The sequence below is a fragment of the Promicromonospora aerolata genome (assembly GCF_042682255.1).
Taxonomy (GTDB): domain Bacteria; phylum Actinomycetota; class Actinomycetes; order Actinomycetales; family Cellulomonadaceae; genus Promicromonospora; species Promicromonospora aerolata.
This window is the reverse complement of the sequence record NZ_JBHUHF010000001.1, coordinates 5,547,776-5,571,147: the sequence shown is the minus strand read 5'-3', so window position 1 is coordinate 5,571,147 and position 23,372 is coordinate 5,547,776. Positions and strand designations below refer to the sequence as shown.

The window sequence follows — 23,372 nt, the reverse complement described above, 5'->3', positions numbered from 1 at the left end:
TACGGACCGGCCGCGGACGTCGCGGCCGGGATCAGATGGAGATCGTGCCCGTGGCGAGCGCGACGACGCCGGCCACCCCGCCGACCAGCGACACGACGAAGATCACCAGCTCGCGCCTGCTGAACACCCGCCTGCCCTGCTCGCGACGGGTCATCGCGAACAGGATCGTCGCCGGGGCATAGATGACGAACGACAGCAGCACGAAGGTCAGCCCCGCCGCGAACAGCAGGAACGCGGTGTAGAGCACGGCGGCCACCGCGATGACGAGGTCCCGCGCCGCCGGGCTGCCGTGCGCCGGCCCACCCCGGCCGGCTGCCAGCTTGAGCGCGTAGCCGGCGGCGAGCAGGAACGGGATGAGCGAGAGCGCGCTCGTGAGGTCCAGCGCGAACGTGAACGCGTCGTCGGACAGCAGGGTGACGAGAAGCATCACCTGGATCAGGATCGTCGTCAGCAGCAGGGCGGACCGGGGCACGTCGTTCGCGTCCGACCGCGCCAGGAAGCGCGGCATGTCGCCGTCCTTGGCGGCGACGAACAGCACCTCGGCGGACATGAGGGTCCAGGCCAGGTACGCGCCCAGCACCGAGACGATCAGGCCGATGCTCACGAACGCGGCACCCCAGCCGCCCACCGCCGCCTCGAGGACGCCGGCCATCGACGGCTGGCGCAGCTCGGCGAGCTCCTCCATCGGCAGGATGCCGTAGGACACGATGGTGACCGAGGCGAAGATCGCGAGCACCATCAGGAACCCGAGAACGGTGGCCCGGCCGACGTCCTCCCGGCGCCGGGCGTGGCGGGAATAGACGCTGGCGCCCTCGACGCCGAGAAAGACGAAGACCGTGGCCAGCATGGTGCCCCGCACCTGCTCGAACAGCGGGCCCTTGCTCCCGTAGCCGTCGAAGTTGTCCCGGAGCACCTGCGGGTCGAGCAGGAAGACCGCGATCAGCACGAACGCGATGATCGGCAGCACCTTGGCGACGGTGACGATGCGGTTGATCGTCGCCGCCTCCTGCACCCCACGGCGGACGAGCAGGTAGAACAGCCACACGCAGGCCGTCGACACGGCGAACGCGACGAGCGTGTCACCCTCCCCGAGGACCGGGAGCACCGCGCCAACGGTCGACATGATGAGGATCCAGTAGGTGACGTTCCCGACGCACGCGCTGGCCCAGTACCCGAACGCCGAGAAGAAGCCGAGATACTCGCCGAAACCGGCCTTCGCGTAGGCGTACACGCCGGAGTCGAGGTCGGGCTTGCGCACCGCGAGCCGCTGGAACACGAAGGCCAGCATCAGCATGCCGGCACCCGCCACCAGCCAGGAGATCAGCGCACCGAGCACTCCGGTCTCGCCGGCGAACCGGCTCGGGAGGGAGAACACTCCCGCGCCCACCATCGAGCCGACGACCATCGCCGTGAGCGTGCCGACGCTGATCTTCGCCGTGCGCCGTTGCGTGCGGTTCTCCGCCGGCATCGCGAGACCCCCTGGTGGTCGAGCGCATCCATTACAGACACACGCCGCCGGCATCGGCAAAAGATGCGCCACGACCGGACCGGCCGGCCGCGTGCCGGAGGCACCCTGCCGGGCGGACCGCCCGCGCCGGCCGCATGCTTACCTGATGGAAATGCTCGACGCCTGGGTTCTCGCAGCTGGTGACATTCTCTGGACCAGGGCCGTGCTCCCTGTGCTGGCCGTGCTGGGCCTGTGGTTCACGATCCGCAGCCGGGTGGTCCAGCTCCGGCTCATCCCGGACATGTTCCGCACCCTGACGGACGTGACGCCCAAGAACGCCGAGGGCAAGCCGCAGTCGCTGTCGGCGTTCCAGGCGTTCACCGTCTCGGCGGCGTCCCGGGTGGGGGTCGGCAACATCGCCGGCGTCGGCACCGCCATCGCCCTCGGCGGGCCCGGCGCGGTCTTCTGGATGTGGCTCATGGCGTTCGTCGGCGGGGCGTCGTCGTTCGTCGAGTCCACGCTGGGACAGCTGTTCAAGGTGCGCGACGCCGACGGCTTCCGCGGCGGCCCGGCCTACTACATGCAGCACGGGCTCAAGGCTCGCTGGATGGGCATCCTGTTCGCCGTCATCCTCATCGTCTGCTTCCCGTTCGCGTTCTCGTCGCTGCAGGCCAACACGATCGCCGCCACGCTCGACGCCGCGGTCGGCACGGGTTCCGACGACGGCGGCGGCAGCCCGGTCGTGTGGGTCGTCGCGGTGGTGCTGGCCGTGCTGTCCGGCCTCGTGGTGTTCGGCGGCGTGCGGCGGATCGCCCGGGTCACCCAGGCCGTCGTGCCTGCGATGGCGCTGCTCTACCTCCTCGTCGGGATCGTGGTCGTGGCCCTGAACATCGGCCGGGTACCCGAGGTGACCGCCACGATCTTCACCGAGGCCTTCGGCGCCCAGGAGCTCTTCGGCGGCGCCATCGGCACCGTCATCCTGCAGGGCGTCAAGCGCGGCATGTTCTCCAACGAGGCGGGCCTCGGCTCCGCGCCGAACGCCGGGGCGACCGCCGCCGTGACGCACCCCGTGAAGCAGGGCCTCGTGCAGACCCTCGGCGTCTACTTCGACACCTTCCTCGTGTGCTCGGTCACCGCCTTCATCATCCTGGTCTCCAGCCCCGACCTCGGCGGTGCCGGCGCCGGGATCGGCCTCACGCAGGCGGCGCTGGCCTCGAACCTCGGGTCCTGGTCGAACTGGCTGCTCGCGGTGATCATCTTCCTGCTCGCCTTCAGCTCGATCCTCGGGAACTACTACTACGGCGAGGCCAACGTCGAGTTCATCACCAGCTCGCCCGCCGTCCTGACCGGGTACCGCGCGCTCGTCGTCGTGGCGGTCTTCGCGGGCTCGGTGCTGGACTCGGCACTGATCTGGGACACCGCCGACGGCATCATGGGCGTGATGGCCCTGGTCAACCTCGTGGCCATCGCGCTGCTGTCGGGTATCGCGTTCCGGCTGCTGCGCGACTACACGCGGCAGCGGCGCGCCGGGCAGGACCCGGTGTTCACCCGGGACCTGCTGCCCGACGTCGACGGCGTCCAGTGCTGGCAGGACGCGCAGTCGGTCACGGGCCAGCTGCAGCTCCGATGACCATGCACCTGCTGCCAGGAAGCGCCTCCGCCTGGCAGCAGGTGCATGGTCGCTTCAGCCCTGTTCCGGCAGGAGCGCCCCGCGGACCAGCGACAGGATCGCCTCGTCGTCCAGCCCTTGTCCGTGAGCCCGGGCCACCAGGGCTCGCGCCTCCTCGACCAACCCTCCGGTGTCCGACACGGGCCCCCCGGCCGGGTCTCCCGGTTCACCGCCCGACCGGGCGTCGCCCGGCTCCGTCCGGGCCGCCGGCGGCCCGGCGACCACGGTCCCCACCCGCCGCCGGCTGGTGACCGCACCGCTCGCCTCCAGCTCCCGGTACGCCCGTTGGACCGTCCCGACGGCGATCCCGAGGTCCCTGGCCAGGTCGCGCGACGCGGGCAGCCGGTCCCCCGGGCGTAGGCCGCCCACCGCGACGAGCGCCGAGACCTGGCTACGGATCTGCTCGTAGACCGGGACGGGCGAGGACAGGTCTACCCGCAGGGCGGTCATGGCACCGGCCTCGCCGGGGCGGCCGGCGGCACGGCGTCCGTCTCGACGGCCGGGGCTTCGGCGCGCCGCGGCACCGCCGCCGCACCTGCGACGACCATCGACCCGACGAGGACCAGCACGGCCGCGACCGCGCAGGTGACACCACCGAGCAGCCAGCCGACGCGCAGCAGCGCACCGGTGGAGAAGGCCAGGTAGCCGACCGCCCCCAGCCCGACCCAGGCCTGCGCACCGGCGAGCACCCGGGCCGCCGAGGTGCGGCGGATCGCGTCGTCCTGCGCCGCCGAGAGCAGCCCGATCGGTGGACGCCGGGTCACCGCCCGCAGCGCCACGAACAGCGCGCCGACCACGAGCACGAGAGCCACGAGCGCGGGCACGCCGAACTCCCACCCGGGGAAGGGCCCGGCGCGACGGACCTCCCGCACCGTGCCGGCGGCGTCCACCAGCATCCGTTCGACGGTGCGCCCGTCTGCGGTGGCGTTGAACCCGAACGCGACCAGGGCCACAGCGAGCACACCCACGGTGGCGAGGAAGAGCGGTAGTGGCCAACCGCCCTGGTCCCGCACGCTGCGCCGCACCAGCGGTGCGCGGCGGACGTCACCGGTGGGCCGGGGCCAGCGGGTCTCGCCGGCGGCCCGCGCCAGGCAGTACGTCAGAGCCGCCGCGAACGGCGCCACCCCGAGCAGCACGCCGGGCGGGGCCAGGGCCGCCACCGCCGGGTTGCCGACGGCCAGCGCCGCACAGACGCTCGCCCCGACGGCCGCCGCCGCGTTGCGCGTCTCGTGCCGGCGGGCGGCCACGACGGTGGCCTCGTGGTCCCGGGGCCGGCCGCGCGAACCGATGACCAGCAGCACGACCAGGGCCACGACCAGGATCGGCAGACCCAGGACGACCACGATGACCGATGCGTACATCACGCCTCCGCCTCATTGAACCAATGCGTTGATGCATTAGAGCATGACAGGCCCGCCCTGGGCAACGACGTGAAGGTCGCCACACGGGTGTGTCTGGCCGGCGTCGACCGAGCTGACCATGCACTTGCTGCCAGATGAGGGCCCCGCCTGGCAGCAGGTGCATGGTCAGCTCAGCGACCTCCATGACGGTTGCCTGCCCTGTGGTTGGATTCGCCTGTGCGCATCCCCACGGTCGTGTCGTCTGCCGTCGCCCTCGCCCTGTTCCCCCTTCTCGGCGGCTGTACCGCACCGCCGGACACCGGGGACGCGGCAAGCCCCACGGCGTCGGCCTCCGGAGCGACGGCGACGACGCCTGATGACGACGGGTCGTGCGGCGTCCTGGATGCCGAGACGATCACGGAGCTCGCCGGCGGTCCGATGACCGAGCACCAGGAGACCGCCGTCGGCGCGGTGCCTGCCTGCCAGTGGCAGGACGGCGACGTGAAGGTCCAGGTCATTCAGGCACCCGCCGTCGAGTGGGCGGTGGCGCTGCCGGCAGTGCTCGAGGAGATCAAGCAGGCTCCGGGCCTCGGCGAGGAGAACCTGGCGCGGATCGACGAGGGCATCGAGCTCATCGAGTCCGGTGCGGTCGATCCTGCCGCAGCCTGCGACATGTTCTCCGTGATGTCGGAGCTCTCCGGCAGCGAGCCTGGGACCGACCGGGTCGTCAACCTGCTTCCGGACGGCCAGGCACCGCAGGCGATCAGCGGCCAGGCGTGCGTCGACGGCGTCTACAGCTCGGTCCTGCTCGTCGCACCTGGACTGAGCAAGGAGAGCGAGAAGGTCTCCACGATCGGTGTCGCCCTGAACAGGCTCGTCGCCGCCGGCATCTAGAGCCGACGCGGCGCGCCTGCGGGCACCGTCCACCGGTGTGGTCCGCGTCGCTGCGGGAGCCCGGCGGCGTGCGACACAATGGGGCGGTGACCTCCGCCCTCGACACCGCCCTCCCGACGCCCGCGGCGGCCCGCCCCGCGTCGGGCACCCCTGTGCTCAAGCCCCTGCAGATCGGGCCGCTCACGGTGAGCACACCGGTGGTGCTCGCACCCATGGCGGGCGTGACCAACCGTGCGTTTCGCACGCTGTGCCGCGAGGCGGGTCAGTCGGCGGGGTTCGACCCCGGCCTGTACGTCGCCGAGATGGTCACGAGCCGCGCGCTCGTGGAACGCAACGTCGAGGCGCTGCGGATCGTGACGTTCGGCGAGGACGAGACGCCGCGCTCGGCCCAGGTGTACGGCGTGGACCCCGCCACCGTGGGCGCCGCAGTGCAGATCATCGCGGGCGAAGACCGTGCCGACCACATCGACCTCAACTTCGGCTGCCCGGTGCCCAAGGTGACCCGTAAGGGTGGCGGGGCGGCGCTGCCGTGGAAGCGGCAGCTGTTCACCGACATCGTCAAGGCGGCGGTCGACGCGGCCGCCCCGTACGGCGTGCCGGTGACGATCAAGATGCGCAAGGGCATCGACGACGACCACCTGACCTACCTCGAGGCCGGCCGGGTCGCGGAGTCGCTCGGCGTCGCCGCCGTCGCGCTGCACGCCCGGACCGCCGCGCAGCACTACTCCGGACAGGCCGAGTGGGAGGCCATCGCACGCCTCAAGGAGGCCGTGCGCACCGTCCCCGTGCTCGGCAACGGGGACATCTGGTCCGCGGAGGACGCCCTGCGCATGGTCGAGCAGACCGGCGCCGACGGCGTCGTCGTGGGCCGGGGCTGCCAAGGCCGGCCCTGGCTGTTCGCCGACCTGGCCGCCGCGTTCAACGGCTCGGACCTGCGCGTCCGGCCGGGCCTGCGCGAGGTAGCCGAGACGATCTACCGGCACGGCAGGCTCATGGTCGAGTACTTCGACGGCGACGAGGGCAAGGGCATGCGCGACCTGCGCAAGCACATGGCCTGGTATCTCAAGGGCTACGCCGTCGGCGGCGAGAAGCGGCACGAGCTGGCCCTCATCGACACCCTGGCCGAGCTGCGCGAGCGCCTGGACGCGCTGGACCTGACCGCCCCGTACCCCGGGGACGACGCCGAGGGTCCGCGCGGCCGCGCCGGTTCGCCCAAGACGCCGCACCTGCCGTACGGCTGGCTCGACTCCCGTGACCTCTCCGAGGAGTTCGAGGCGAAGCTGCGCGAGGCCGAGCTGAGCGTGAGCGGCGGCTGAGCACCACCGCTCACGGCCACCCCGGGGGCGGCACGCGCCCCATGATCGACGACGCCATGACCAGCCCCGGCTCGTCCCGGACCGCCGCCGGCTCGCGGTCCCGCAGGACTGCCGCACCGTCCCGCGCCCAGACGAAGCCGGGCTCGTCCAGCACGACCCCGTACAGCTCGTCCAGGTGGTCCGGATGGCGCGCGGCGAGCAGACCGAGCACCCACGAGGGCACGTCCGGATCGGCGAGCACCTGCGCGAGCCGCTGCGGCTTCCACGGCTCCTGCGGCGCGGAGTGCACCGCCCGGAGCTGCGCGTACGAGTCGAGCAGGCGCAGCCCCTTGACCGGGTGGTGCACGAGGGCGAACGCGACGTCGTCGGGGTCGGCGGCGTCGTCCGGCAGCCAGCGCTCGTCCCGGAGCGAGGGATACAGCGCGAACTCCTCCGCCGGTGCCCCGATCCGGTCCTTGAACCGCAGGTAGCAGTCCATGACGTGCGACGCGGTGCCCTCCACCACCACGTCCCCGAACAGGTCGCGGAACGCGCGGTGGTGGTCCGCGACCAGCTCGCGCGCGGGCCAGCGTGCGGGGGTTGCGGTAGGCGGGGCACGGCGAGGAGGCCAGCAGCCCCACGACGCCGCGCACGACGTCGGGGATGGCGCTCGGCGAGAAGACGAGCGGGGTGTCCGCGAAGATCCACGTGGCCCCGACCGGCAGGACGCGCACGGTCAGCGGCAGCCCCGGGACCAGCGCGGTCGCACGGATCTCGGACCGCCCCGTGCCCACCGGGTACTCCAGGTCGTCCTCGAGGTTGTGCAGCACCGCGTGGTCGTCCACCAGGTCGGTCACGATGAAGTAGCCCAGCACACCACCGTCGCGCCACTGCGCCAGGAGCGCATGCTCGGCGTCGTCCAGGACAAGACCGGCGGGGTCGGTGCCGTCATCGCCGTCTGGTGGCATGACGCCGAGGAGCCGGTGCACCAGGGAGCCGCCCACACCCCGGGGCCCGGCGTGCACCAGCATGTCGACGGCGCCGTCCAGCACCATCGCGGCGCGAGGCCCTGGGCCGCCGATGTCGGCGGCGCCCGTCACCTGTGCGTCCACGTACTCGTACTGGAGCCGGACGGCGTCCTCGTTGGCGGGCCGCAGCACGTGCTCGACGAGCCGGCTCGCCAGCCGGGTCGCGAGGTCCAGACGTTCATGCAGGGTCAGCTGTCCGAACGGCCCGACAGCGGGATCCGGAACGTCCTGGCCGGGTGAGATCGAGGCGGGTGAGATTGAGGCGGTTGTCCACGTCATGTGGCCCATACTCCATGAGGAACCACTACCAAACAGCCTCAAGCAACAGCATCTGTGGATAACCCAGGAGAGAGATCTGCCGCGGTCAATCTCCTGTGTAAAGAGCACAAAGGGCCCAACATGGTCCAAGATCAGCCTTGCACCATGTCTGCGGCCAGGCTCCGACCACGGCGCCCCCTCAGCCCCACACGCACCCACCCGTACCGACGGAAAGGGATACACCCATCATGGCATCGGAGAAACGCCCTCGACGCGTTCCTGCGGTCATCGCCGACATACGCAGAAACCCGGGCTTCTTCCTGGGCGCCTTCGGGCTCTCGGCCTGGGCCTACATCGGCATGTCACACACCATCGCCGCCTATGAGGGGCCCGAGCTCGGCTACGCACTCGGTGTCGCCTACGAGGCACTGGTGATCGGCCTGGCCTGGGAGGGGCGGCGCCGGGCCGACCGTGCTCTCGAGAGCGGCCGTTCGCCTGCCGGTCACGGACGCTGGCTCGGCGGCGCGATCGTCGTCGGCGTCCTGTCCGGCGCTCTCGCCGCATGGCACGGCTGGCTGCTCGGTGAGGGGATCTTCGCCGCCTCGCGCGCTGTCGCCCCCGTCCTGGCAGCGGTCGCGGTACACCTGTTCTTCCAGTCGGCGTCGAGCGCGCGCAACCTCGACCGGCTCGCCCAGATCGAGACGGACCGTGAGACGGCAGTGCTGGACATGCTCGACGCCGTCCGGCTGGCCCAGATCGCTCCCGAGGAGGAGCGAGCGGCACGCATCGCCGAGGTGAACGCCGCGGTGACGCGGGTCCACCGCCATGTGCCCGCCGGGGTCACCGCGGAGGTGACACGCCCGCACCTGGAGTCGGAACGTACGATCCGTGACGTCGTCCAGGAGGCCGCGTCGTTGGCCGGCGAGTGGATGCCGGAATCGGAGGCACCCGAGGCACCCGAGGCGACGACGGCCGGCCAGGCGCTGAACCGCGTGCACCTGCCCGAGCTCGTCCTTCCCGCCGGCGTCCAGCTCGGCCTGGCCGTGACCGACGGCGGCGAGCACGACAAGGCCGCGCACGACGAGCCGGCCCTGCCCGACAGCCCTGAGCACGAGCCGGCCATCACCCCCGACCGGGCCCGGTCGGAGCCCGCCCTGACCGGAGAGGTCGAGCGCGTGCAGCTGGAACGCAAGTACGCGCCCGTGAAGCCGGCAGCGGACCAGGGTGCCGCTCCGGTGAAGCGGCAGGACCGGGACCCCGTCACGGACTGGGACACTCTCTCCGCCAGCGTGACGACGCCCGCGGTCACCAGCCAGGCGGCGGTCACCAGCCCGGGGTCGGCGCTCACCACGCAGCAGATCAGCGAGATCCGCGTGCTCCGGTGGGAGCAGAACCTCTCGCTCGAAGAGGTCTCCGAGCGGGTAGGGGTGCCCATCAGCGCCGTGAACAGGTACGCCCCGAGCACCGACGTGCCGACCACGGAGACCGGTTCCGTCCTGGCGGTTCCCGGGGCTCGTTCCTGACGAGCGCCGGTCGGACGAGCTTGTCGAGACTCCGCACGGGGTCTCGACAAGCTCGGCCGGCTACCCCTCCGGCTCAGCCGAAGTTGACGCCCTGCGCCAGCGGCAGCTCCGTCGAGTAGTTCACGGTGTTCGTGGCGCGACGCATGTACTGCTTCCAGGCGTCCGAGCCGGACTCACGCCCGCCGCCGGTCGACTTCTCGCCACCGAACGCACCACCGATCTCCGCACCGGAGGTCCCGATGTTGACGTTCACGATGCCGCAGTCCGAGCCGACCTCCGACAGGAACGTCTCGGCCTCGCGCACGTCCAGCGTGAAGATCGCCGACGACAGGCCCTGCGGCACGTCGTTGTGGACGGCGATCGCCTCGGACAGCTCCGAGTACGAGAGCACGTACAGGATCGGGGCGAACGTCTCCCGCTTGACGACGTCGGCCTGCCCCGGCATCCGCACGATCGCCGGCTGCACGTAGGCGGCGTCCTCGGCGCCGGGCACGGTCACCGCGGTACCACCCACCACGAGCTCGCCGCCCGCGGCCACCGCCTCGTCGATCGAGGCCAGCATGCGGTCGCGCGCACCGGCGTCGACGAGCGGGCCGACCAGGGTGCCCTCGGTGCGGGGGTCACCGACCGGCAGCCCGGTGTAGACCTTCGCGAGCCGCGCGACGACGTCGTCCACGATGGACTCGTGCACGATCAGGCGCCGCAGCGACGTGCAGCGCTGACCGGCCGTGCCCGCGGCGGCGAACACGGCACCGCGCACCGCGAGGTCGAGGTCCGCCGACGGCGCGACGACGGCCGCGTTGTTGCCGCCCAGCTCCAGGAGGTACCGGCCGCCGCGCGCCGCGACGACGGGCGCGACCTGCTGCCCCATGCGCTCGGAGCCGGTGGCGGAGACCAGGGCCACGCGCGGGTCGGCCACGAGGGCCTCGCCGGCCTCGCGCTCTCCGAGGAGCAGCTGCGAGACCCCCGCGGGGAAGCCACCCTCGGCCAGTGCCCGGTCGAGCAGCGCGGCCGCACCGAGCGAGGACAGCAGGGTCTTCTCGCTCGGCTTCCAGACCACCGTGTCGCCACAGACGATCGCGACCGCCGTGTTCCAGGACCACACGGCCACCGGGAAGTTGAACGCGCTGATCACGCCGACCACACCCATCGGGTGCCACGTCTCCATGAGGCGGTGGCCCGGACGCTCGGACGGCATGGTGCGGCCACCGACCTGCCGCGACAGCCCGACGGCGAAGTCGCAGATGTCGATCATCTCCTGGACCTCGCCCAGGGCCTCGCTCGTGATCTTGCCCGCCTCGATGGTGACGAGCTCGGCCAGGTCGGCCTTGTGCTCGGTGAGCAGCTCGCCCAGGCGCTTGACCACCTGGCCGCGCGCCGGCGCGGGCACGGAGCGCCACGTGGTGAAGGCGTCAGCGGCCGCGCCGACGGCGGTGGCGGCCTCGGGCGCACCGGCCCGGCGCAGGTGGAGCAGCGGCTGGCCCGACAGGGGCGACACGACGGGCAGGGTCCGGCCCTCGGCCGGCTCGACCACCGGGGGCGTGGCGCCCAGCCGCTCCAGCGCGGCAAGGGCGGCGTCCCGCAGCTCGGTCGTCAGCGGGGTGTGGGTGGTGGTGCTGGTCATCGCGATACTCCCGTTGTGCGGTGGGGCGTGGTGAGGGTGGCCGGGTCGACGCCGAGGGTCTCGGCGGCTCCGGCGAGGGACCTGTCCACCTGGTCGGCGTACAGGTCGAAGGGGTCGTTCAGCTCGCGGCCGAGCGCGCCGGCCATCCAGTCGGCGTCCCGGTCGGTGCCTTCCTGGCTGGCGTCCTTGGCGCCGTCCGAGGTGAGGTTGGACTGGAAGATGCCGGCGGCGGAGCGGGGCAGGAAGTCCTCGTAGACGACCGGCTGCCGCACGACGGCGGGGCCTTCCGCGGAGTCGGTCACCGGCTCGTAGGTGAACCAGCCGAGCCCCTGGGCGGCGAGCTCGGACTCCGTCGACGGGAAGGTCTGCTGCCAGACGCCGCGGGCGATCTCCTGGCGCTGCGCCTCGGCGAAGCCGGGGTCCTCGGCGCGGGCCGCGGCGGCCGCCTCGTCGATCTCGATCACGGCGGCGTCGTACGCGGCGCGACCCTCCCGGGTCAGCGCGATGCCGCGCGCCTCCACCTCGCCGAAGCGCACGCGCAGGGCGTCCCGCACGATCTCGCCGTCGGCGGTGCGGAAGGTGCGCGGCTCGGCGAGCGCGCGGAACGACGTCTGGCGCAGCAGCACGTCCGGCCCTTCCCAGCGGGGCGGGCCCTGGATCGCGTCGATCATCGTGATGCCGCGGGCCTCCATGCGGGCGTACAGGTCGTCGATGTCGAGCACGCGGGGCGTGAGGTGGTTGATGTGCGTCGAGGCGATGCCGCCGATGTCGGCCGCTACCGCGCTGACCGCCTCCAGCTCGCGGTACCAGGCCTGGTCGACGGGCTCGTCGGACAGCTCGAACGCCTGGGTCGCCAGGCGCAGGAACTCCGCCGCCTGGTCCGCGGGCAGGCCGCCCTCGGCCTCGGCCCGGTCGGCGAGAGCGAGCAGCTCGGGCCCGAACAGCGTGCGGGCGGCGAGGAAGTTCTCCAGGCGACGTTCCAGGTCGGCGGTGAAGAACCGCCGGTCCGCGGGGACGAGCATCGAGGTGAAGACGCGGAACGGGTTGCGGGCCAGCTCCTCGCGCTCGATCGGGCGGAACGCCGTCGAGATCACGGGGACCGAGCTGGAGGACGCGTCCCGCAGGTCGTAGAACCCGACCGGGTGCATGCCCATCGCGCCGAAGATGCGGGCGACCTGAGCCATCTCGGTGGGCGTGCCGACGCGGATGGCGCCGTGCCGCTCGGCGGTGACGCGCGCGATGGAGCCCAGGCGTTCGGCGTCGGCACCGTGCCGGGCCGCGAAGTCCGCGTTGACCTCGTGCGACACCTCCAGCAGCGTGGTGTAGGCGGGCACTTCCTTGCCGTACATGTCCGAGAGGCTGCGTGCGAACGCTGCCCTCAGCTGCCAGGGCTCGAGGAACGTCGGTGCCGACATCGATCTCTCCTGTCTCAGATGATGTTCGACTCGGGACCTCGTCGGCCCGAGCTCGTGGTGGTCTTGTCCGCGGAGGGTCCGGCGAACCGGTCCGCGCTGAACCCGGACACGTCGGTCCGGGGCGTGCGGCCCGCGTACAGGTCGCGCACGACCTCGCCGACGGCGGGCGCCTGGAGGAACCCGTGCCCGGAGAAGCCGGCGGCGTACAGGACGCGGCCGGGGGCGTCGACCGCCTCGCCGATGAGGGCGTTGTGGTCGGGCGTCATCTCGTAGAGCCCGGCCCAGCCCCGCGCGACGGGTACGTCGACCAGCTCGGGGGCGCAGGCCCCGAGCGCCTCGCGCAGCAGGGGCAGCCAGGCCGGGTCGTAGGTGCGCTCGAACGCGACCGGGGTGGCCGGGTCGGCGATACCGAGCAGCAGGCCGTCGGGGGCGGCGTTGTGGAAGTAGAACGTGGTGCCGTAGTCGATGGTGAACGGGATCCGCAGCGGCGCGGGGTCCAGCGCGGGCGTGAAGCCGATCTGCCGCCGGTAGGGGTCGACGGGCAGGTCCAGTCCCGCCTTGGCGGCCACGTCGCGGGTCCAGGCCCCGGCACAGAGCACGACGGCACCGGTGCGCACCCGGCCCTGGTCCGTCCAGACGGCGACGATCTCGCCGCCCCTGGCCTCGATGTCCGTGGCGGTGACGTGCGTGCGGACGGTCCCGCCGAGGCGCTCGACGCCCGCGGCGTACCCCTCGACGACGGCGTGCGGGTAGGCGAACCCGTCGCGTGCGGCATAGGCCGCCCCGGCGTAGCGATCGAGGTCGACGTACGGGTTGAGCCGGCGGACGGCGTCGTGGTCGAGCATGCGGCTCGCCACCCCGCGCTCGTTCTGCATGGCCACCGACTGCTCGAACAGCGCGACGTCGTCGGCTTCGGGCAGCAGGAACAGGTAGCCGGGCTGCTGCAGCCCGATGTCCGCGCCGGGGCGGTTCTGGAAGTCCTCGTACAGCTCCAGGCTGCGGTGACCGAGGTCCACGTTCGCCGGGTCGGAGAACTGCGCCCGCACTCCCCCGATGGGTTTGCCCGAGCTGCCCGAGGCGAGCTCGTCGGCCTCCAGAAGCAGCACGTCGATGCCGTCCTCGGCCAGGTGGAACGCCACGGACGCGCCGATCGCGCCGCCGCCGACCACGACCACCTCGGCCCGCGCGGGAAGCCTGCCCCGCCGGTCTGCGGGGTGCCGTGCTGAGGTCATGCACGCATCCTGCCATGGGATCCTGCGAATGCGGACACCCGCCGGAACTCTTCCTGCGCATCCCGACACGCTCCGGGGAAACAGGTAGTCGGCAGAGCACGTTGCGCGGAGTAGACGCTGTCTACCCACCGCAACACACCTCGCCCGGGTAACCCTTCCCCCGCAGGCCGGCCGCCCACAGCGGCGCCAGGTCAGTGTGCGGACGCGGCGCGGCAGTCCGCGCAGGTGCCCCAGAGCTCGATCGTGTGCTCGATGTCGTCGAAGCCCTGTGCGGCGGCCACCTTGGAGGCCCAGGCCTCGACCGTGGGGCCGTCGATCTCGACGGTCCGGCCGCAGTGGCGGCACACCAGGTGGTGGTGGTGCTCGCGTCGTGCGCACCGGCGGTAGAGGCTCTCGCCGTCCTCGGCGCGCAGTACGTCGACCTCGCTCGCCTCCGCGAGCGCCTGGAGCGCCCGGTACACGGTGGCGAGGCCCACGGACTCCCCCCGAGCGCGGAGGGTCTCGTGCAGCTGCTGGGCGGAGCGGAAGTCCGCGAGCTCGTCGAGGGCCTCGACGACAGCTGTGCGCTGGCGGGTCATGCGTGCGGCCATCAGCGGCACTCCTTCGCGGCGGCGACCGCACGTTCCGTGGCGGCAGCCGGCAGGTCGACGTCGTCGGGCAGATCGGGATGCGGGTCGTGTACGGGGCGCCGCCGGGTCAGGAGCGGCGCCGCCAGGGAGACCACCGCGTACACCGCGATGGCGAGGACCACGATAGTCGCGCCGGGCGAGACGTTGTACCAGTAGGTGATGCTCAGGCCGGTCACGCAGACCACGACGCCGACGACGCACGCCGTGAGCATCGTGCGGCCGAAGGCGTGCGTGACCTGCTGGGCCACGGCGACGGGCACGATCATGAGCGCGCTGACCAGCAGCAGGCCGACGACGCGCATGGCGACCGTGACGGTGAGGGCCGAGACGACGGCGACGATGACGTTCAGCGCCCAGACCGGCAGCCCGGACGCGATGGCGAACTCCTCGTCGTGGCTGACCGAGAACAGCGCGTGCCGCAGGCCCACCCCGACGGCCAGCACCACGAGGGAGAGCACCACGGTGAGCCAGAGGTCGCCGTCGGACACGGTCGAGATGGAGCCGAACAGGTACTGCATGAGGTTCCCGGAGGAGCCGCCCGCGATCCCGATGAGCAGGACGCCGCCGGCGATGCCGCCGTAGAACATGATCGCGAGCGCGAGGTCGCCCGAGGTGCGTCCGCGGCGGCGGACCACCTCGATGAGGACGGCGCCGACCACCGCGGCGACGACGGCGCCGGGGACGGCGAGGGCGTCGTTGGGGGTGAGCCCCATGCCCGCTCCGACGAGCCAGCCGAGGGCGACACCGGTCAGGGCGACGTGGCCGATGCCGTCGCCGAGCAGGGAGAGCTTGCGCTGCACCAGGTAGGTGCCGACGACGGGTGCGGTCACCCCCACGAGGAGCGCGGCGATGAGGGCGCGCTGCATGAACGGGTCGGTCAGCATGAGCATAATCATGGGCGCACCTCCAGGTCGAGAGCCATGGCTTCGACGGTGTCCCGCGCCATGCGGCTGCCGTTGTCGTCGGCGTGCGGGTGCTGGTGGCGGTGCCCCACGCGGTCGTGGTCGTGCCGGGCCGGCGGCGGGGCACCATCGTGCACCACCTTGCCGTGCCGCAGCACGACGGCGCGGGAGACGAGCGGCTCGAGCTCGCCGAGCTCGTGCAGCACGACCAGCACGGTGAGGCCGCCGTCGACGAGCCGCTTCATGGTGGCGGCGAACGCCTCCTGGCTGGCGACGTCCACGCCGGCGACGGGCTCGTCCAGGACGAGGAGGTCGGGCTCGCGGACCAGGGCGCGCGCGATGAGGATGCGCTGCTGCTGCCCGCCGGACAGGAGGTGCACCGGGTCACGCACCCGGTCGGCGAGGCCCACCTGTTCGAGGGCCTGCTCCACCAGGTCGCGCCAGCCGCGAGGCAGCCGGAGTCGGCGGCCGTGCAGCAGGCCGGAGGCGACCACCTCCTGCGCGGTGGACGGGATGCCACCGCCGGCGCCCGCCCGCTGGGGAACGTAGCCGATGCGGCTCCAGTCGACGCCGGCGCCGCGTCGGCCGGCGCCGAGGGGCTCGCCGAGGAGCCGGACGCTGCCCTCGGACGGCACGTTGATACCGACGAGCGCCCGGACGAGGGTGGACTTGCCGGAGCCGTTCGCGCCGAGGAGCGCGACGACCTCGCCGTGCCGCACCGTCAGATCGATACCGCGCAGGATGTGGCTCGCGCCCGCACGGAAGTGCAGGCCGCGGGCCTCGATCACGGTCTCGCTCGTCTCGGTCACCTGCTGAGTATCCGTCATGCGCAGACCAGGCCCTCCTCCAGCGCGGCGAGGTTGGCCCGCATCACGGAGACGTAGTCGTCGCCGGCGGCCGACGCGTCCTCGGACAGGCCCTCCAGCGGGTCGAGCACGGCGGTTTCGACGCCCAGGTCGGAGGCGAGCGTCTCGGTGACCTTGGGGCTCACGAGGGTCTCGGAGTACAGGGTCTCGATGCCGCGCGCCTCGACCAGGTCGCCGATCTCGCGCAGGCGGGCCGGGGAGGGCTCCACCTCGGGGTCGAGCTCGGAGATGCCCACCTGCTCCAGGGCGTACCGGTCCGCGAGGTACCCGAACGCCGCGTGGCTCGTCACGAGCGTGGCGCCCTGACAGGCGGCGAGGCCGTCCGCGAACTCCTGGTCCAGCTCGTCGAGCTGCTGCCCCAGGCGCAGGGCGCCCTCGGCGTACTCGTCCGCGTGCTCCGGGTCCACCGCGGCCAGCTCCTCGGCCACGGCCTGCCCGACGGCGGCGAGGCGGCTCGGGTCCAGCCAGAAGTGGGGATCGGTAGCGCCGTGGTCGTGGGCATCCTCCGCTTCGTCGGCGTGCTCCGCGTGCTCCTCCTCGGTCTCCCCGGCGTGCTCGTCCTCGTGCTCCACGAGCCCGGCCGCCCCCGCGGCGTCGATCACGTGCTCGGGTGCGCGTGCCTCGACGCCCTCGTCGACGGCGTTCTGGAAGCCGGACAGGTAGACGACCAGGTCCGCGGTGCCGATCTCGCGCACCTGTGCCGGTGAGAGCTCGAGATCGTGCGGCTCGGCGGCCGGCGGCGTGAGATTGTCGACGGTGACCAGGTCACCGCCGATCTGCTGCGCCACGTACTGGAGCGGGTAGAACGACGCCAGCACCGTGACGCCGTCGGACTCGTCGGCCGAACCGCTCGCCCCCTGGGTCGAACAGCCCGCGAGGGTCGCCGTGGCGACAAGTGCGAGGCTGGTCAGGGCGGCGCCGGTGGCGCGAGTTGATGTCATGAGAACGATTCTCACGCTTGTTGAGAACGGTTGTCAAAGATCGGTGTGGAGAGGTCGGTCACGCCCTCGCCGGTCGAGGTGGTGCGCCCCGCGGACAAGCCCGACCACCGGGAGCGAACGGTAGGCTTGGCGGACATCGTTCCCCCGCCTGTTCCCCTGGAGAGAGCCCTCGTGTCCGACAAGTCAGTGCGCTCTGCGCAGACCGCCAAGCTCGACGCCGTCGTCTCGCTCGCCAAGCGACGAGGTTTCGTCTTCCCGTCGGGCGAGATCTACGGCGGAACGCGTTCTGCGTGGGACTACGGCCCCCTCGGCGTGGAGCTCAAGGAGAACATCAAGCGTCAGTGGTGGCGTTCGACGGTCACCAGCCGTGACGACATCGTCGGCCTCGACTCGGCCGTCATCCTGCCCCGTCAGGTGTGGGTGGCCTCCGGCCACGTCGGCGTGTTCACCGACCCGCTCACCGAGTGCCTCTCGTGCCACAAGCGCTACCGCGTCGACCAGATGCAGGAGGCGTACGCGGAGAAGAAGGGCATCGACGACCCTGACTCCGTGCCGCTGACCGACCTGGTCTGCGTCAACTGCGGCACCCGCGGCGAGTGGACCGAGCCGCGCGACTTCAACATGATGCTCAAGACGCACCTGGGCCCTGTCGAGGACGAGGCAGGCCTGCACTACCTGCGCCCCGAGACCGCGCAGGGCATCTTCGTGAACTTCGCCAACGTCGCGGCGGCGGCACGCAAGAAGCCGCCGTTCGGCATCGGCCAGATCGGCAAGTCGTTCCGCAACGAGATCACGCCGGGCAACTTCATCTTCCGCACGCGCGAGTTCGAGCAGATGGAGATGGAGTTCTTCGTCAAGCCGGGCGAGGACGAGGAGTGGCACCAGTACTGGATCGACCACCGCACGAGCTGGTACACGGACCTCGGCATCTCGGCCGACAACCTGCGCCACTTCGAGCACCCCAAGGACAAGCTGTCGCACTACTCGACCCGCACCGTGGACATCGAGTACCGCTTCGGCTTCCAGGGCAGCGAGTGGGGCGAGCTCGAGGGCATCGCGAACCGGACGGACTTCGACCTGAAGACCCACTCGGAGACGTCCGGCAAGGACCTGATGTACCGCGACCCGGTGTCGAACGAGAAGTACTACCCGTACGTCATCGAGCCGGCCGCCGGCCTGACCCGGTCGCTCATGGCCTTCCTGGTCGAGGCGTATGCCGAGGACGAGGCGCCGAACACCAAGGGCGGCGTCGACAAGCGCACCGTGCTGCGTCTCGACCCGCGGCTGGCCCCGGTCAAGGCAGCAGTGCTGCCGCTGTCCAAGACGGCGGACCTGCTCCCGGCGTCGGAGGCGCTGGCCACCGAGCTGCGCAAGTACTGGAACGTCGACTACGACGTGACGCAGGCCATCGGCAAGCGCTACCGCCGGCAGGACGAGATCGGTACCCCGTTCTGCATCACGGTCGACTTCGACACCCTGGACGACCAGGCCGTCACGATCCGGCACCGCGACACCATGCAGCAGGAGCGCGTGGCGCTGGACAAGGTGGTCAGCTACCTGGCCGGTCACCTCGTCGGCGCCTGAGACCCCGGCTGGCGCGACCGACGGCTACCCGCGCGCGTCCTGCGCCTGCTCCCGCAGCAGCCGCAGGACGCGCGCGACGTCTCTGTCGGTCGTCTCGATCTCGTGCAAGGGCTGAGCGCGCAGCGGCGCCTGCTCGCCCACGACGAGAACCGCACGCTCCGTGACCTCGGCCGGCGCGAAACGCACCAGGAACGTGCGGAGCCAGATCTCGAGCGTGAACCGTCCGCCCTCGCCGAGCTCGACGAGTCGGGCGACCCCGTCGGCGGTCGTGACGCCATCCAAGGGAAGCGACCGGCCCAGAGGTGTCACAGCGGCTGCTCCGGTTCGCAGGAGGTTGGCGAGCCACTCCACGGACGCCGGGCCGTCGGGCAGCGCGAGCTCGATCGGGTCGGCCAGAGAGATCGGCGCACCGAGCAGGGCCGCTGCGGCAAGCCCTTCGAAGCGGTACTCCAGGTCGGCCAGACCTTCCATGAGCGACAGCATCATGCTCAGGTCGTCCGCCGCGCTCGTGTCGCCGGCGTGGGCGTCGACGGCGCGCCGCACGTCGTCGTCGAGCGGCTCGAGCTCGATCCGCATCTGCTTGCCCGCGGCCGCCAGCAGCCCCGACAACATCTCCCACGAGGGCGAGCGCGCGCCGGTCTCGATCGCCGCGACGGTGCCGCGCGAGACCCCGGCGCGCCGGGCCAGGGCCGACTGGGTCTGCTGCGCGGCATACCGAGCGTCCTTCACGAGCTGGGCCACGTTCACCACTGCACCGGCACTGTTCATGCGTCCCATCGTGCCCGCGGTGGCCGGAGAACGGAGGGCGTACGACACGCGCCTGTGGACAACTCCGAGGCGGGGTGACACCACGGGTTCGGGATTGGTTGCGCTGCGTTGACGATGTCCACTCCGCGCAACAGACCCCGCAGGTGTTGGCACTCCCCGGGGACGAGGACTGGGACGGATGAGGAGGGGGATGCCCCCGGCCGCCGACGCCCACGACGATCACCCGGGTGAGGTCCTGCCGACTCGGGTCATATCGGGGGACGTGGGGCACTCCGGGCCCGTAACGTGCCGCTCCCGGCACCACGAGCCCCCAGAAGAGGTTGGCCACATGATCCGCCGAACCACCGTCGCCCTCGTGAGCGTTCTCGCGCTCACCCTCACAGCAGCCGCCCCCGCCTACGCCGAGTCCGCACCCGCACCAGGCCTCACGGCCAGGTACGACACGAGCCTCACGGCGAACGCCAAGCCGGAGCCGGTCGCCAAGAAGAAGACCATCACCGTCAAGGGAACCCTCAAGCACAAGAGGGGCGGGCAGTGGCGCCTCATGCCCCGCAAGATCGTCACCGTCCACTTCGACCCCGCCGGCCGGGACTCGGTCCGCAAGGTCGCGAGGGTCCGGACCAGCAGCACGGGCAGCTACACCCGTCAGTTCACGGCGACCCGGTCGGGCACGTGGATCGTCAAGTACGCGGGCAACAGCCTCAACCAGTCCGACAGGGCCACCGACGCCGTCTGTGTCTACGCCAAGGGCCGGTGGCAGTGTCCCGTCTCGTCGACCAACCGCGACCTCGACTGCCCCGACATCGGCAGGACGGTCTGGGTCGGCACACGCGACTACCACCGCCTCGACGCCGACAACGACGGCTGGGGCTGCGACTCCTACTCCTGACGCACCGGACCTCCGGACCTGCCGGCGCGCGCCCGCATCGATCGGGCGCGCGCCCGCGCGCGTTCTGACCATCCCAGGCATTGTGGAACACTTAGGCAATGCTTACCTCACCTGCGGCAGCGCCCGCGGGACGCCGTGAGGGTGCGGGAGCCGTAGCGCGCCGTGCCCGACGCAGAGCGTTCGCGGTGGCCACTGCGCTCATCGCCCTGGGGCTCGTCATCCTGGCGAGCCTTGCGCTCGGCATCCGCGACATCGATCCGGCGGAGGTCTGGCGTGCGCTGACCGCACCGGTGGCCGGGTTCATGGACCACGACGTGGTGCTGGACCAGCGACTGCCCCGCACCATCGTGGGCCTGGCGGCCGGGGTCGCGCTCGGCACGGCGGGCACCCTGATCCAGGGCGTCACGCGTAACCCGATCGCAGACCCCGGCCTGCTGGGTCTGAACTCCGGCGCCTCGCTGGCCGTGGTGTGCGCGGTCTGGCTGTTCGGCGTGACGTCGCCCCTCGGCTACGTCTGGTTCGCGTTCCTGGGCGCTGCGGGCGCAGCGGCGATCGTCTTCTCCGTGGGACGTGGACAGCCCGTGCGCCTGGCTCTGGTCGGTGCTGCCGTGACGGCGCTCATCACGCCGCTCATCACGCTCGTCCTCCTGCAGGACCAGCAGGCGTTCAACCTCTACCGGTTCTGGTCGGTCGGCTCGCTGACCGGGCGCGGCCTGGAGACCGTCACGGCGCTCTGGCCGTTCATCGTGGTCGGCGTCGTCCTCGCGGCGGTGCTCTCGCACCGGCTGAACATGCTGGCCCTCGGCGAAGACGTCGCGACGGCGCTCGGCCAGCGGGTGAGCACCACCCGGACCCTGTCGGCGGTCGCCATCGTGCTGCTCGCCGGCACTGCGACGTCGCTCGCCGGACCCATCGCGCTGGTCGGGCTCGTGGTGCCGCACGCGGCACGCCGCCTGGTCGGCACGGACTACCGCTGGATCATGGGCATCGGCGCACTGCTGGGCCCCGTGATGCTGCTGGCCGCCGACGTCCTCGGCCGGCTCGTCCTGCCCCGGTCGGAGCTCGAGGCCGGCGTGGTCGCCGCGCTCCTCGGCGCGCCGGTGCTGATCGCCGTCGCCCGCAGCAAGAACGTGGTGGGTGCCTGATGACCACCAGCACCGCCGTCGCCGACCTGCGCGCCGTCCGGCGCCGTCGTCGGCTCGTCGTCGTGACCGGGATGTCCCTCGTCGTGCTCGTCGCCGGGACCGGCGCCCTGCTGGTCGGCGCGGCCGGCCTGACGCCGGGACAGGTCATCGCCGGGGCCCTCGGCCTCGGCGACCAGGGCGACGTCTTCATCATCCAGAAGCTGCGCCTGCCCCGCATCGAGGCGGCGGTCGTCGTCGGCGCCGCGTTCGGCCTGGCCGGCGCGCTGTTCCAGTCGACGCTGCGCAACCCGCTCGCCTCCCCCGACATCCTCGGCATCTCCAGCGGCGCGAGCCTCGGGGCCGTGATCGGCCTGCTCGCCCTCGGTCTGAGCGGGATCGCCCTGTCGGGGCTGGCGTTCGCCGGGGCCGGCACCATCGCGCTGGCGATCTGGCTGCTGGCCTGGCGCAAGGGCCTGCACTCGATCCGGTTCGTGCTGGTCGGTGTCGGCTTCGCGTACCTGTGCTCCTCCCTGCTCGCCTGGGCCATGGCCCGCTCGCAGGAGCACGAGGCCGCGGCGGTCCTGACCTGGACGGTCGGCTCCGTGTCCGACATCCGCGGCGAACAGCTCGCGCTCGTCACCACCGGCACGCTCGTGCTGTGCGTGGCGGTCGGCGTGCTCGCGCGCACGCAGGGGCCGCTGGCCCTCGGGGACGACAACGCCCGCGCCCTGGGCGTGCACGTCGACGGCGCCCGGGTCGGTGCGCTGCTGCTCGCCGTGGCGCTCGTCGCGCTCGCGACCAGCGCCGCCGGCCCGATCGCGTTCGTCGCCCTGGTCGCTCCCGCCATCGCCCGCCGCCTGGTGAACGACGGCGGTGCCGCGCTCGCCGCGTCCACCGCCACGGGCGCCGCGCTGACCCTGGTGGCCGACGTCGTCGGGCAGCACGGGCTGCTCGGTGTCGCCGCCCCCGTCGGCATCGTCACGGGGCTCGTGGGCGCCCCCTACCTGCTGTGGCTGCTCGCCACCACCGAGAAGAGGAGCCGATGACCAACCTGCGCGCCGAGAGCGTCAGCCTGGGCTATGACGGCCTGCGTGTCATCGAGGGCCTCGACCTGACGCTGCCCGACGGCAAGATCACCGCCGTCGTCGGACCGAACGCCTGCGGCAAGTCCACGCTGCTGCGTGGCCTGGCGCGGCTGCACCCGCTCGACGGCGGCCGGATCACGCTCGACGGCGCCGACATCAGCGCAATGCCCCGCAAGGAGCTGGCCCGCAAGGTCGGCATGCTGCCGCAGTCGTCCATCGCACCGGACGGCGTGCGGGTCGCCGAGCTCGTGAGCCGCGGCCGGTACCCGCACCAGGGCTGGTTCGGCCGGCACTCGTCGGACGACGACGCCGTGGTCACCACGGCGCTGGAGTCCACCGGCGTCGCGGAGCTCGCGGACCGGCCCGTCGCCGAGCTGTCGGGCGGCCAGCGGCAGCGCGTGTGGATCGCCATGGTGCTCGCCCAGCAGACCGACATCGTGCTGCTCGACGAGCCGACGACGTTCCTCGACGTGCGCCACCAGCTGGACCTGCTGGACCTGCTCACGGAGCTGAACCACGACCGGGGCACCACCGTCGCGATGGTCCTGCACGAGCTGAACCTCGCCGCCCGGTACGCCGACCACCTGGTCGTGATGTCGGCAGGGCGGATCGTCGCCGAGGGCGCTCCGTCGGACGTGCTCACCCGCGAGGTGGTCGACGAGGCGTTCGGGCTGCGCGCCCAGGTGGTGCTCGACCCGGTCGCCGGCTCACCGCTCGTGGTGCCGGTGGGCCGCTTCCACTCGAAGTGAGTGGTTTTCCTCACCTCGGGTCTGGACAATTCCGCAACATCGTCGTTACCTAATGAGGTTAGGCTTCCCTCATCTTCGATCGGCGCCCGCCGGTCACCGACTGAACTCCA

The 23,372-nt window shown here is 72.0% G+C and carries 22 protein-coding genes; 10 read left to right on the top strand and 12 right to left on the bottom strand.

Features of this window, described 5'->3' with window-relative positions:
• Window positions 1-31: 31 nt before the first annotated feature.
• Window positions 32-1,468, bottom strand: a complete 1,437-nt coding sequence (locus tag ACFSL2_RS24780; RefSeq protein WP_377200390.1) for a basic amino acid/polyamine antiporter — start codon at window positions 1,466-1,468, stop codon at window positions 32-34.
• A 145-nt stretch (window positions 1,469-1,613) separates the two neighbouring features.
• Here ACFSL2_RS24780 and ACFSL2_RS24775 point away from each other — a divergent pair, with 145 nt between their 5' ends.
• Window positions 1,614-3,077 (top strand): alanine/glycine:cation symporter family protein, encoded by a 1,464-nt coding sequence (locus tag ACFSL2_RS24775; protein WP_377200389.1) that lies wholly within the window; start codon window positions 1,614-1,616, stop codon window positions 3,075-3,077.
• A gap of 54 nt (window positions 3,078-3,131) precedes the next feature.
• Here the strand turns inward: ACFSL2_RS24775 and ACFSL2_RS24770 are convergent, their stop codons facing one another.
• On the bottom strand, window positions 3,132-3,566 hold the full coding sequence (locus ACFSL2_RS24770) for a GntR family transcriptional regulator (RefSeq protein WP_377200388.1): 435 nt from the start codon (window positions 3,564-3,566) through the stop codon (window positions 3,132-3,134).
• On the bottom strand, window positions 3,563-4,480 hold the full coding sequence (locus ACFSL2_RS24765) for a hypothetical protein (RefSeq protein ID WP_377200387.1): 918 nt from the start codon (window positions 4,478-4,480) through the stop codon (window positions 3,563-3,565). Before ACFSL2_RS24765 ends, ACFSL2_RS24770 begins: the two co-directional genes overlap by 4 nt.
• Window positions 4,481-4,693: 213 nt before the next feature.
• On the opposite strand from ACFSL2_RS24765, the gene ACFSL2_RS24760 reads away from it, so the two are divergent.
• Together ACFSL2_RS24760 and dusB are read left to right on the top strand one after the other, a co-directional pair.
• Window positions 4,694-5,350: a DUF3558 domain-containing protein gene (locus ACFSL2_RS24760; RefSeq protein ID WP_377200386.1), complete on the top strand. Its 657-nt coding sequence runs from the start codon at window positions 4,694-4,696 to the stop codon at window positions 5,348-5,350.
• Between the two features lie 86 nt (window positions 5,351-5,436).
• The gene (dusB, locus tag ACFSL2_RS24755) at window positions 5,437-6,666 is read left to right on the top strand and encodes a tRNA dihydrouridine synthase DusB (protein WP_377200385.1); all 1,230 of its coding nucleotides are present in this window, start codon (window positions 5,437-5,439) and stop codon (window positions 6,664-6,666) included.
• Between the two features lie 10 nt (window positions 6,667-6,676).
• Here the strand turns inward: dusB and ACFSL2_RS24750 are convergent, their stop codons facing one another.
• Complete coding sequence (locus tag ACFSL2_RS24750) at window positions 6,677-7,168, bottom strand: hypothetical protein (RefSeq protein ID WP_377200384.1); 492 nt, start codon at window positions 7,166-7,168, stop codon at window positions 6,677-6,679.
• 310 nt (window positions 7,169-7,478) lie between these two features.
• On the opposite strand from ACFSL2_RS24750, the gene ACFSL2_RS24745 reads away from it, so the two are divergent.
• Complete coding sequence (locus ACFSL2_RS24745) at window positions 7,479-7,913, top strand: hypothetical protein (RefSeq protein ID WP_377200383.1); 435 nt, start codon at window positions 7,479-7,481, stop codon at window positions 7,911-7,913.
• A gap of 266 nt (window positions 7,914-8,179) precedes the next feature.
• Window positions 8,180-9,454 (top strand): helix-turn-helix domain-containing protein, encoded by a 1,275-nt coding sequence (locus ACFSL2_RS24740; protein WP_377200382.1) that lies wholly within the window; start codon window positions 8,180-8,182, stop codon window positions 9,452-9,454.
• 73 nt (window positions 9,455-9,527) lie between these two features.
• Here the strand turns inward: ACFSL2_RS24740 and amaB are convergent, their stop codons facing one another.
• From amaB to ACFSL2_RS24705, 7 genes are all read right to left on the bottom strand, one after another.
• The gene (gene amaB, locus ACFSL2_RS24735) at window positions 9,528-11,078 is read right to left on the bottom strand and encodes an L-piperidine-6-carboxylate dehydrogenase (protein ID WP_377200381.1); all 1,551 of its coding nucleotides are present in this window, start codon (window positions 11,076-11,078) and stop codon (window positions 9,528-9,530) included.
• On the bottom strand, window positions 11,075-12,493 hold the full coding sequence (gene hglS / locus ACFSL2_RS24730; protein ID WP_377200380.1) for a 2-oxoadipate dioxygenase/decarboxylase: 1,419 nt from the start codon (window positions 12,491-12,493) through the stop codon (window positions 11,075-11,077). The genes amaB and hglS overlap by 4 nt, the downstream gene beginning before the upstream one ends.
• A 14-nt stretch (window positions 12,494-12,507) precedes the next feature.
• Window positions 12,508-13,725 carry an NAD(P)/FAD-dependent oxidoreductase gene (locus tag ACFSL2_RS24725; protein WP_377200379.1) on the bottom strand — a complete coding sequence of 406 codons (1,218 nt, stop codon included), beginning with the start codon at window positions 13,723-13,725 and terminating at the stop codon, window positions 12,508-12,510.
• Window positions 13,726-13,916: 191 nt separating this feature from the next.
• Entirely contained in the window at window positions 13,917-14,315 is a 399-nt protein-coding gene (locus ACFSL2_RS24720) for a Fur family transcriptional regulator (RefSeq protein WP_377200378.1), read from the bottom strand.
• On the bottom strand, window positions 14,315-15,250 hold the full coding sequence (locus ACFSL2_RS24715; RefSeq protein ID WP_377200377.1) for a metal ABC transporter permease: 936 nt from the start codon (window positions 15,248-15,250) through the stop codon (window positions 14,315-14,317). The genes ACFSL2_RS24720 and ACFSL2_RS24715 overlap by 1 nt, the downstream gene beginning before the upstream one ends.
• Window positions 15,247-16,083: a metal ABC transporter ATP-binding protein gene (locus tag ACFSL2_RS24710; RefSeq protein ID WP_377200376.1), complete on the bottom strand. Its 837-nt coding sequence runs from the start codon at window positions 16,081-16,083 to the stop codon at window positions 15,247-15,249. Before ACFSL2_RS24710 ends, ACFSL2_RS24715 begins: the two co-directional genes overlap by 4 nt.
• Window positions 16,080-17,063 (bottom strand): metal ABC transporter substrate-binding protein, encoded by a 984-nt coding sequence (locus tag ACFSL2_RS24705; protein ID WP_377200375.1) that lies wholly within the window; start codon window positions 17,061-17,063, stop codon window positions 16,080-16,082. Before ACFSL2_RS24705 ends, ACFSL2_RS24710 begins: the two co-directional genes overlap by 4 nt.
• Before the next feature lie 171 nt (window positions 17,064-17,234).
• On the opposite strand from ACFSL2_RS24705, the gene ACFSL2_RS24700 reads away from it, so the two are divergent.
• A complete protein-coding gene (locus tag ACFSL2_RS24700; RefSeq protein WP_377200374.1) occupies window positions 17,235-18,647 on the top strand; it encodes a glycine--tRNA ligase in 1,413 nt (470 codons plus the stop codon).
• 24 nt (window positions 18,648-18,671) lie between these two features.
• Here the strand turns inward: ACFSL2_RS24700 and ACFSL2_RS24695 are convergent, their stop codons facing one another.
• A complete protein-coding gene (locus ACFSL2_RS24695; RefSeq protein ID WP_377200373.1) occupies window positions 18,672-19,415 on the bottom strand; it encodes a helix-turn-helix transcriptional regulator in 744 nt (247 codons plus the stop codon).
• A 328-nt stretch (window positions 19,416-19,743) separates the two neighbouring features.
• Here ACFSL2_RS24695 and ACFSL2_RS24690 point away from each other — a divergent pair, with 328 nt between their 5' ends.
• From ACFSL2_RS24690 to ACFSL2_RS24675, 4 genes are all read left to right on the top strand, one after another.
• Window positions 19,744-20,304, top strand: a complete 561-nt coding sequence (locus tag ACFSL2_RS24690; protein ID WP_377200372.1) for a hypothetical protein — start codon at window positions 19,744-19,746, stop codon at window positions 20,302-20,304.
• A 98-nt stretch (window positions 20,305-20,402) separates the two neighbouring features.
• Window positions 20,403-21,449, top strand: coding sequence for a FecCD family ABC transporter permease (locus ACFSL2_RS24685; RefSeq protein WP_377200371.1), 1,047 nt, complete (start codon window positions 20,403-20,405; stop codon window positions 21,447-21,449).
• The gene (locus ACFSL2_RS24680; protein WP_377200370.1) at window positions 21,449-22,474 is read left to right on the top strand and encodes a FecCD family ABC transporter permease; all 1,026 of its coding nucleotides are present in this window, start codon (window positions 21,449-21,451) and stop codon (window positions 22,472-22,474) included. The genes ACFSL2_RS24685 and ACFSL2_RS24680 overlap by 1 nt, the downstream gene beginning before the upstream one ends.
• The gene (locus tag ACFSL2_RS24675; protein WP_377200369.1) at window positions 22,471-23,262 is read left to right on the top strand and encodes an ABC transporter ATP-binding protein; all 792 of its coding nucleotides are present in this window, start codon (window positions 22,471-22,473) and stop codon (window positions 23,260-23,262) included. The genes ACFSL2_RS24680 and ACFSL2_RS24675 overlap by 4 nt, the downstream gene beginning before the upstream one ends.
• Window positions 23,263-23,372: the final 110 nt, after the last annotated feature.

Coding starts and splice junctions, on each gene's coding strand:
- ACFSL2_RS24695 (WP_377200373.1), bottom strand. CDS start 19,415: ATGAACAGTGCCGGTGCAGTGGTGAACGTGGCCCAGCTCGTGAAGGAC.
- ACFSL2_RS24715 (WP_377200377.1), bottom strand. CDS start 15,250: ATGATTATGCTCATGCTGACCGACCCGTTCATGCAGCGCGCCCTCATC.
- ACFSL2_RS24770 (WP_377200388.1), bottom strand. CDS start 3,566: ATGACCGCCCTGCGGGTAGACCTGTCCTCGCCCGTCCCGGTCTACGAG.
- ACFSL2_RS24775 (WP_377200389.1), top strand. CDS start 1,614: ATGGAAATGCTCGACGCCTGGGTTCTCGCAGCTGGTGACATTCTCTGG.
- ACFSL2_RS24725 (WP_377200379.1), bottom strand. CDS start 13,725: ATGACCTCAGCACGGCACCCCGCAGACCGGCGGGGCAGGCTTCCCGCG.
- ACFSL2_RS24685 (WP_377200371.1), top strand. CDS start 20,403: ATGCTTACCTCACCTGCGGCAGCGCCCGCGGGACGCCGTGAGGGTGCG.
- hglS (WP_377200380.1), bottom strand. CDS start 12,493: ATGTCGGCACCGACGTTCCTCGAGCCCTGGCAGCTGAGGGCAGCGTTC.
- ACFSL2_RS24720 (WP_377200378.1), bottom strand. CDS start 14,315: ATGGCCGCACGCATGACCCGCCAGCGCACAGCTGTCGTCGAGGCCCTC.
- ACFSL2_RS24675 (WP_377200369.1), top strand. CDS start 22,471: ATGACCAACCTGCGCGCCGAGAGCGTCAGCCTGGGCTATGACGGCCTG.
- ACFSL2_RS24705 (WP_377200375.1), bottom strand. CDS start 17,063: ATGACATCAACTCGCGCCACCGGCGCCGCCCTGACCAGCCTCGCACTT.
- ACFSL2_RS24780 (WP_377200390.1), bottom strand. CDS start 1,468: ATGCCGGCGGAGAACCGCACGCAACGGCGCACGGCGAAGATCAGCGTC.
- ACFSL2_RS24710 (WP_377200376.1), bottom strand. CDS start 16,083: ATGACGGATACTCAGCAGGTGACCGAGACGAGCGAGACCGTGATCGAG.
- amaB (WP_377200381.1), bottom strand. CDS start 11,078: ATGACCAGCACCACCACCCACACCCCGCTGACGACCGAGCTGCGGGAC.
- ACFSL2_RS24680 (WP_377200370.1), top strand. CDS start 21,449: ATGACCACCAGCACCGCCGTCGCCGACCTGCGCGCCGTCCGGCGCCGT.
- ACFSL2_RS24690 (WP_377200372.1), top strand. CDS start 19,744: ATGATCCGCCGAACCACCGTCGCCCTCGTGAGCGTTCTCGCGCTCACC.
- ACFSL2_RS24740 (WP_377200382.1), top strand. CDS start 8,180: ATGGCATCGGAGAAACGCCCTCGACGCGTTCCTGCGGTCATCGCCGAC.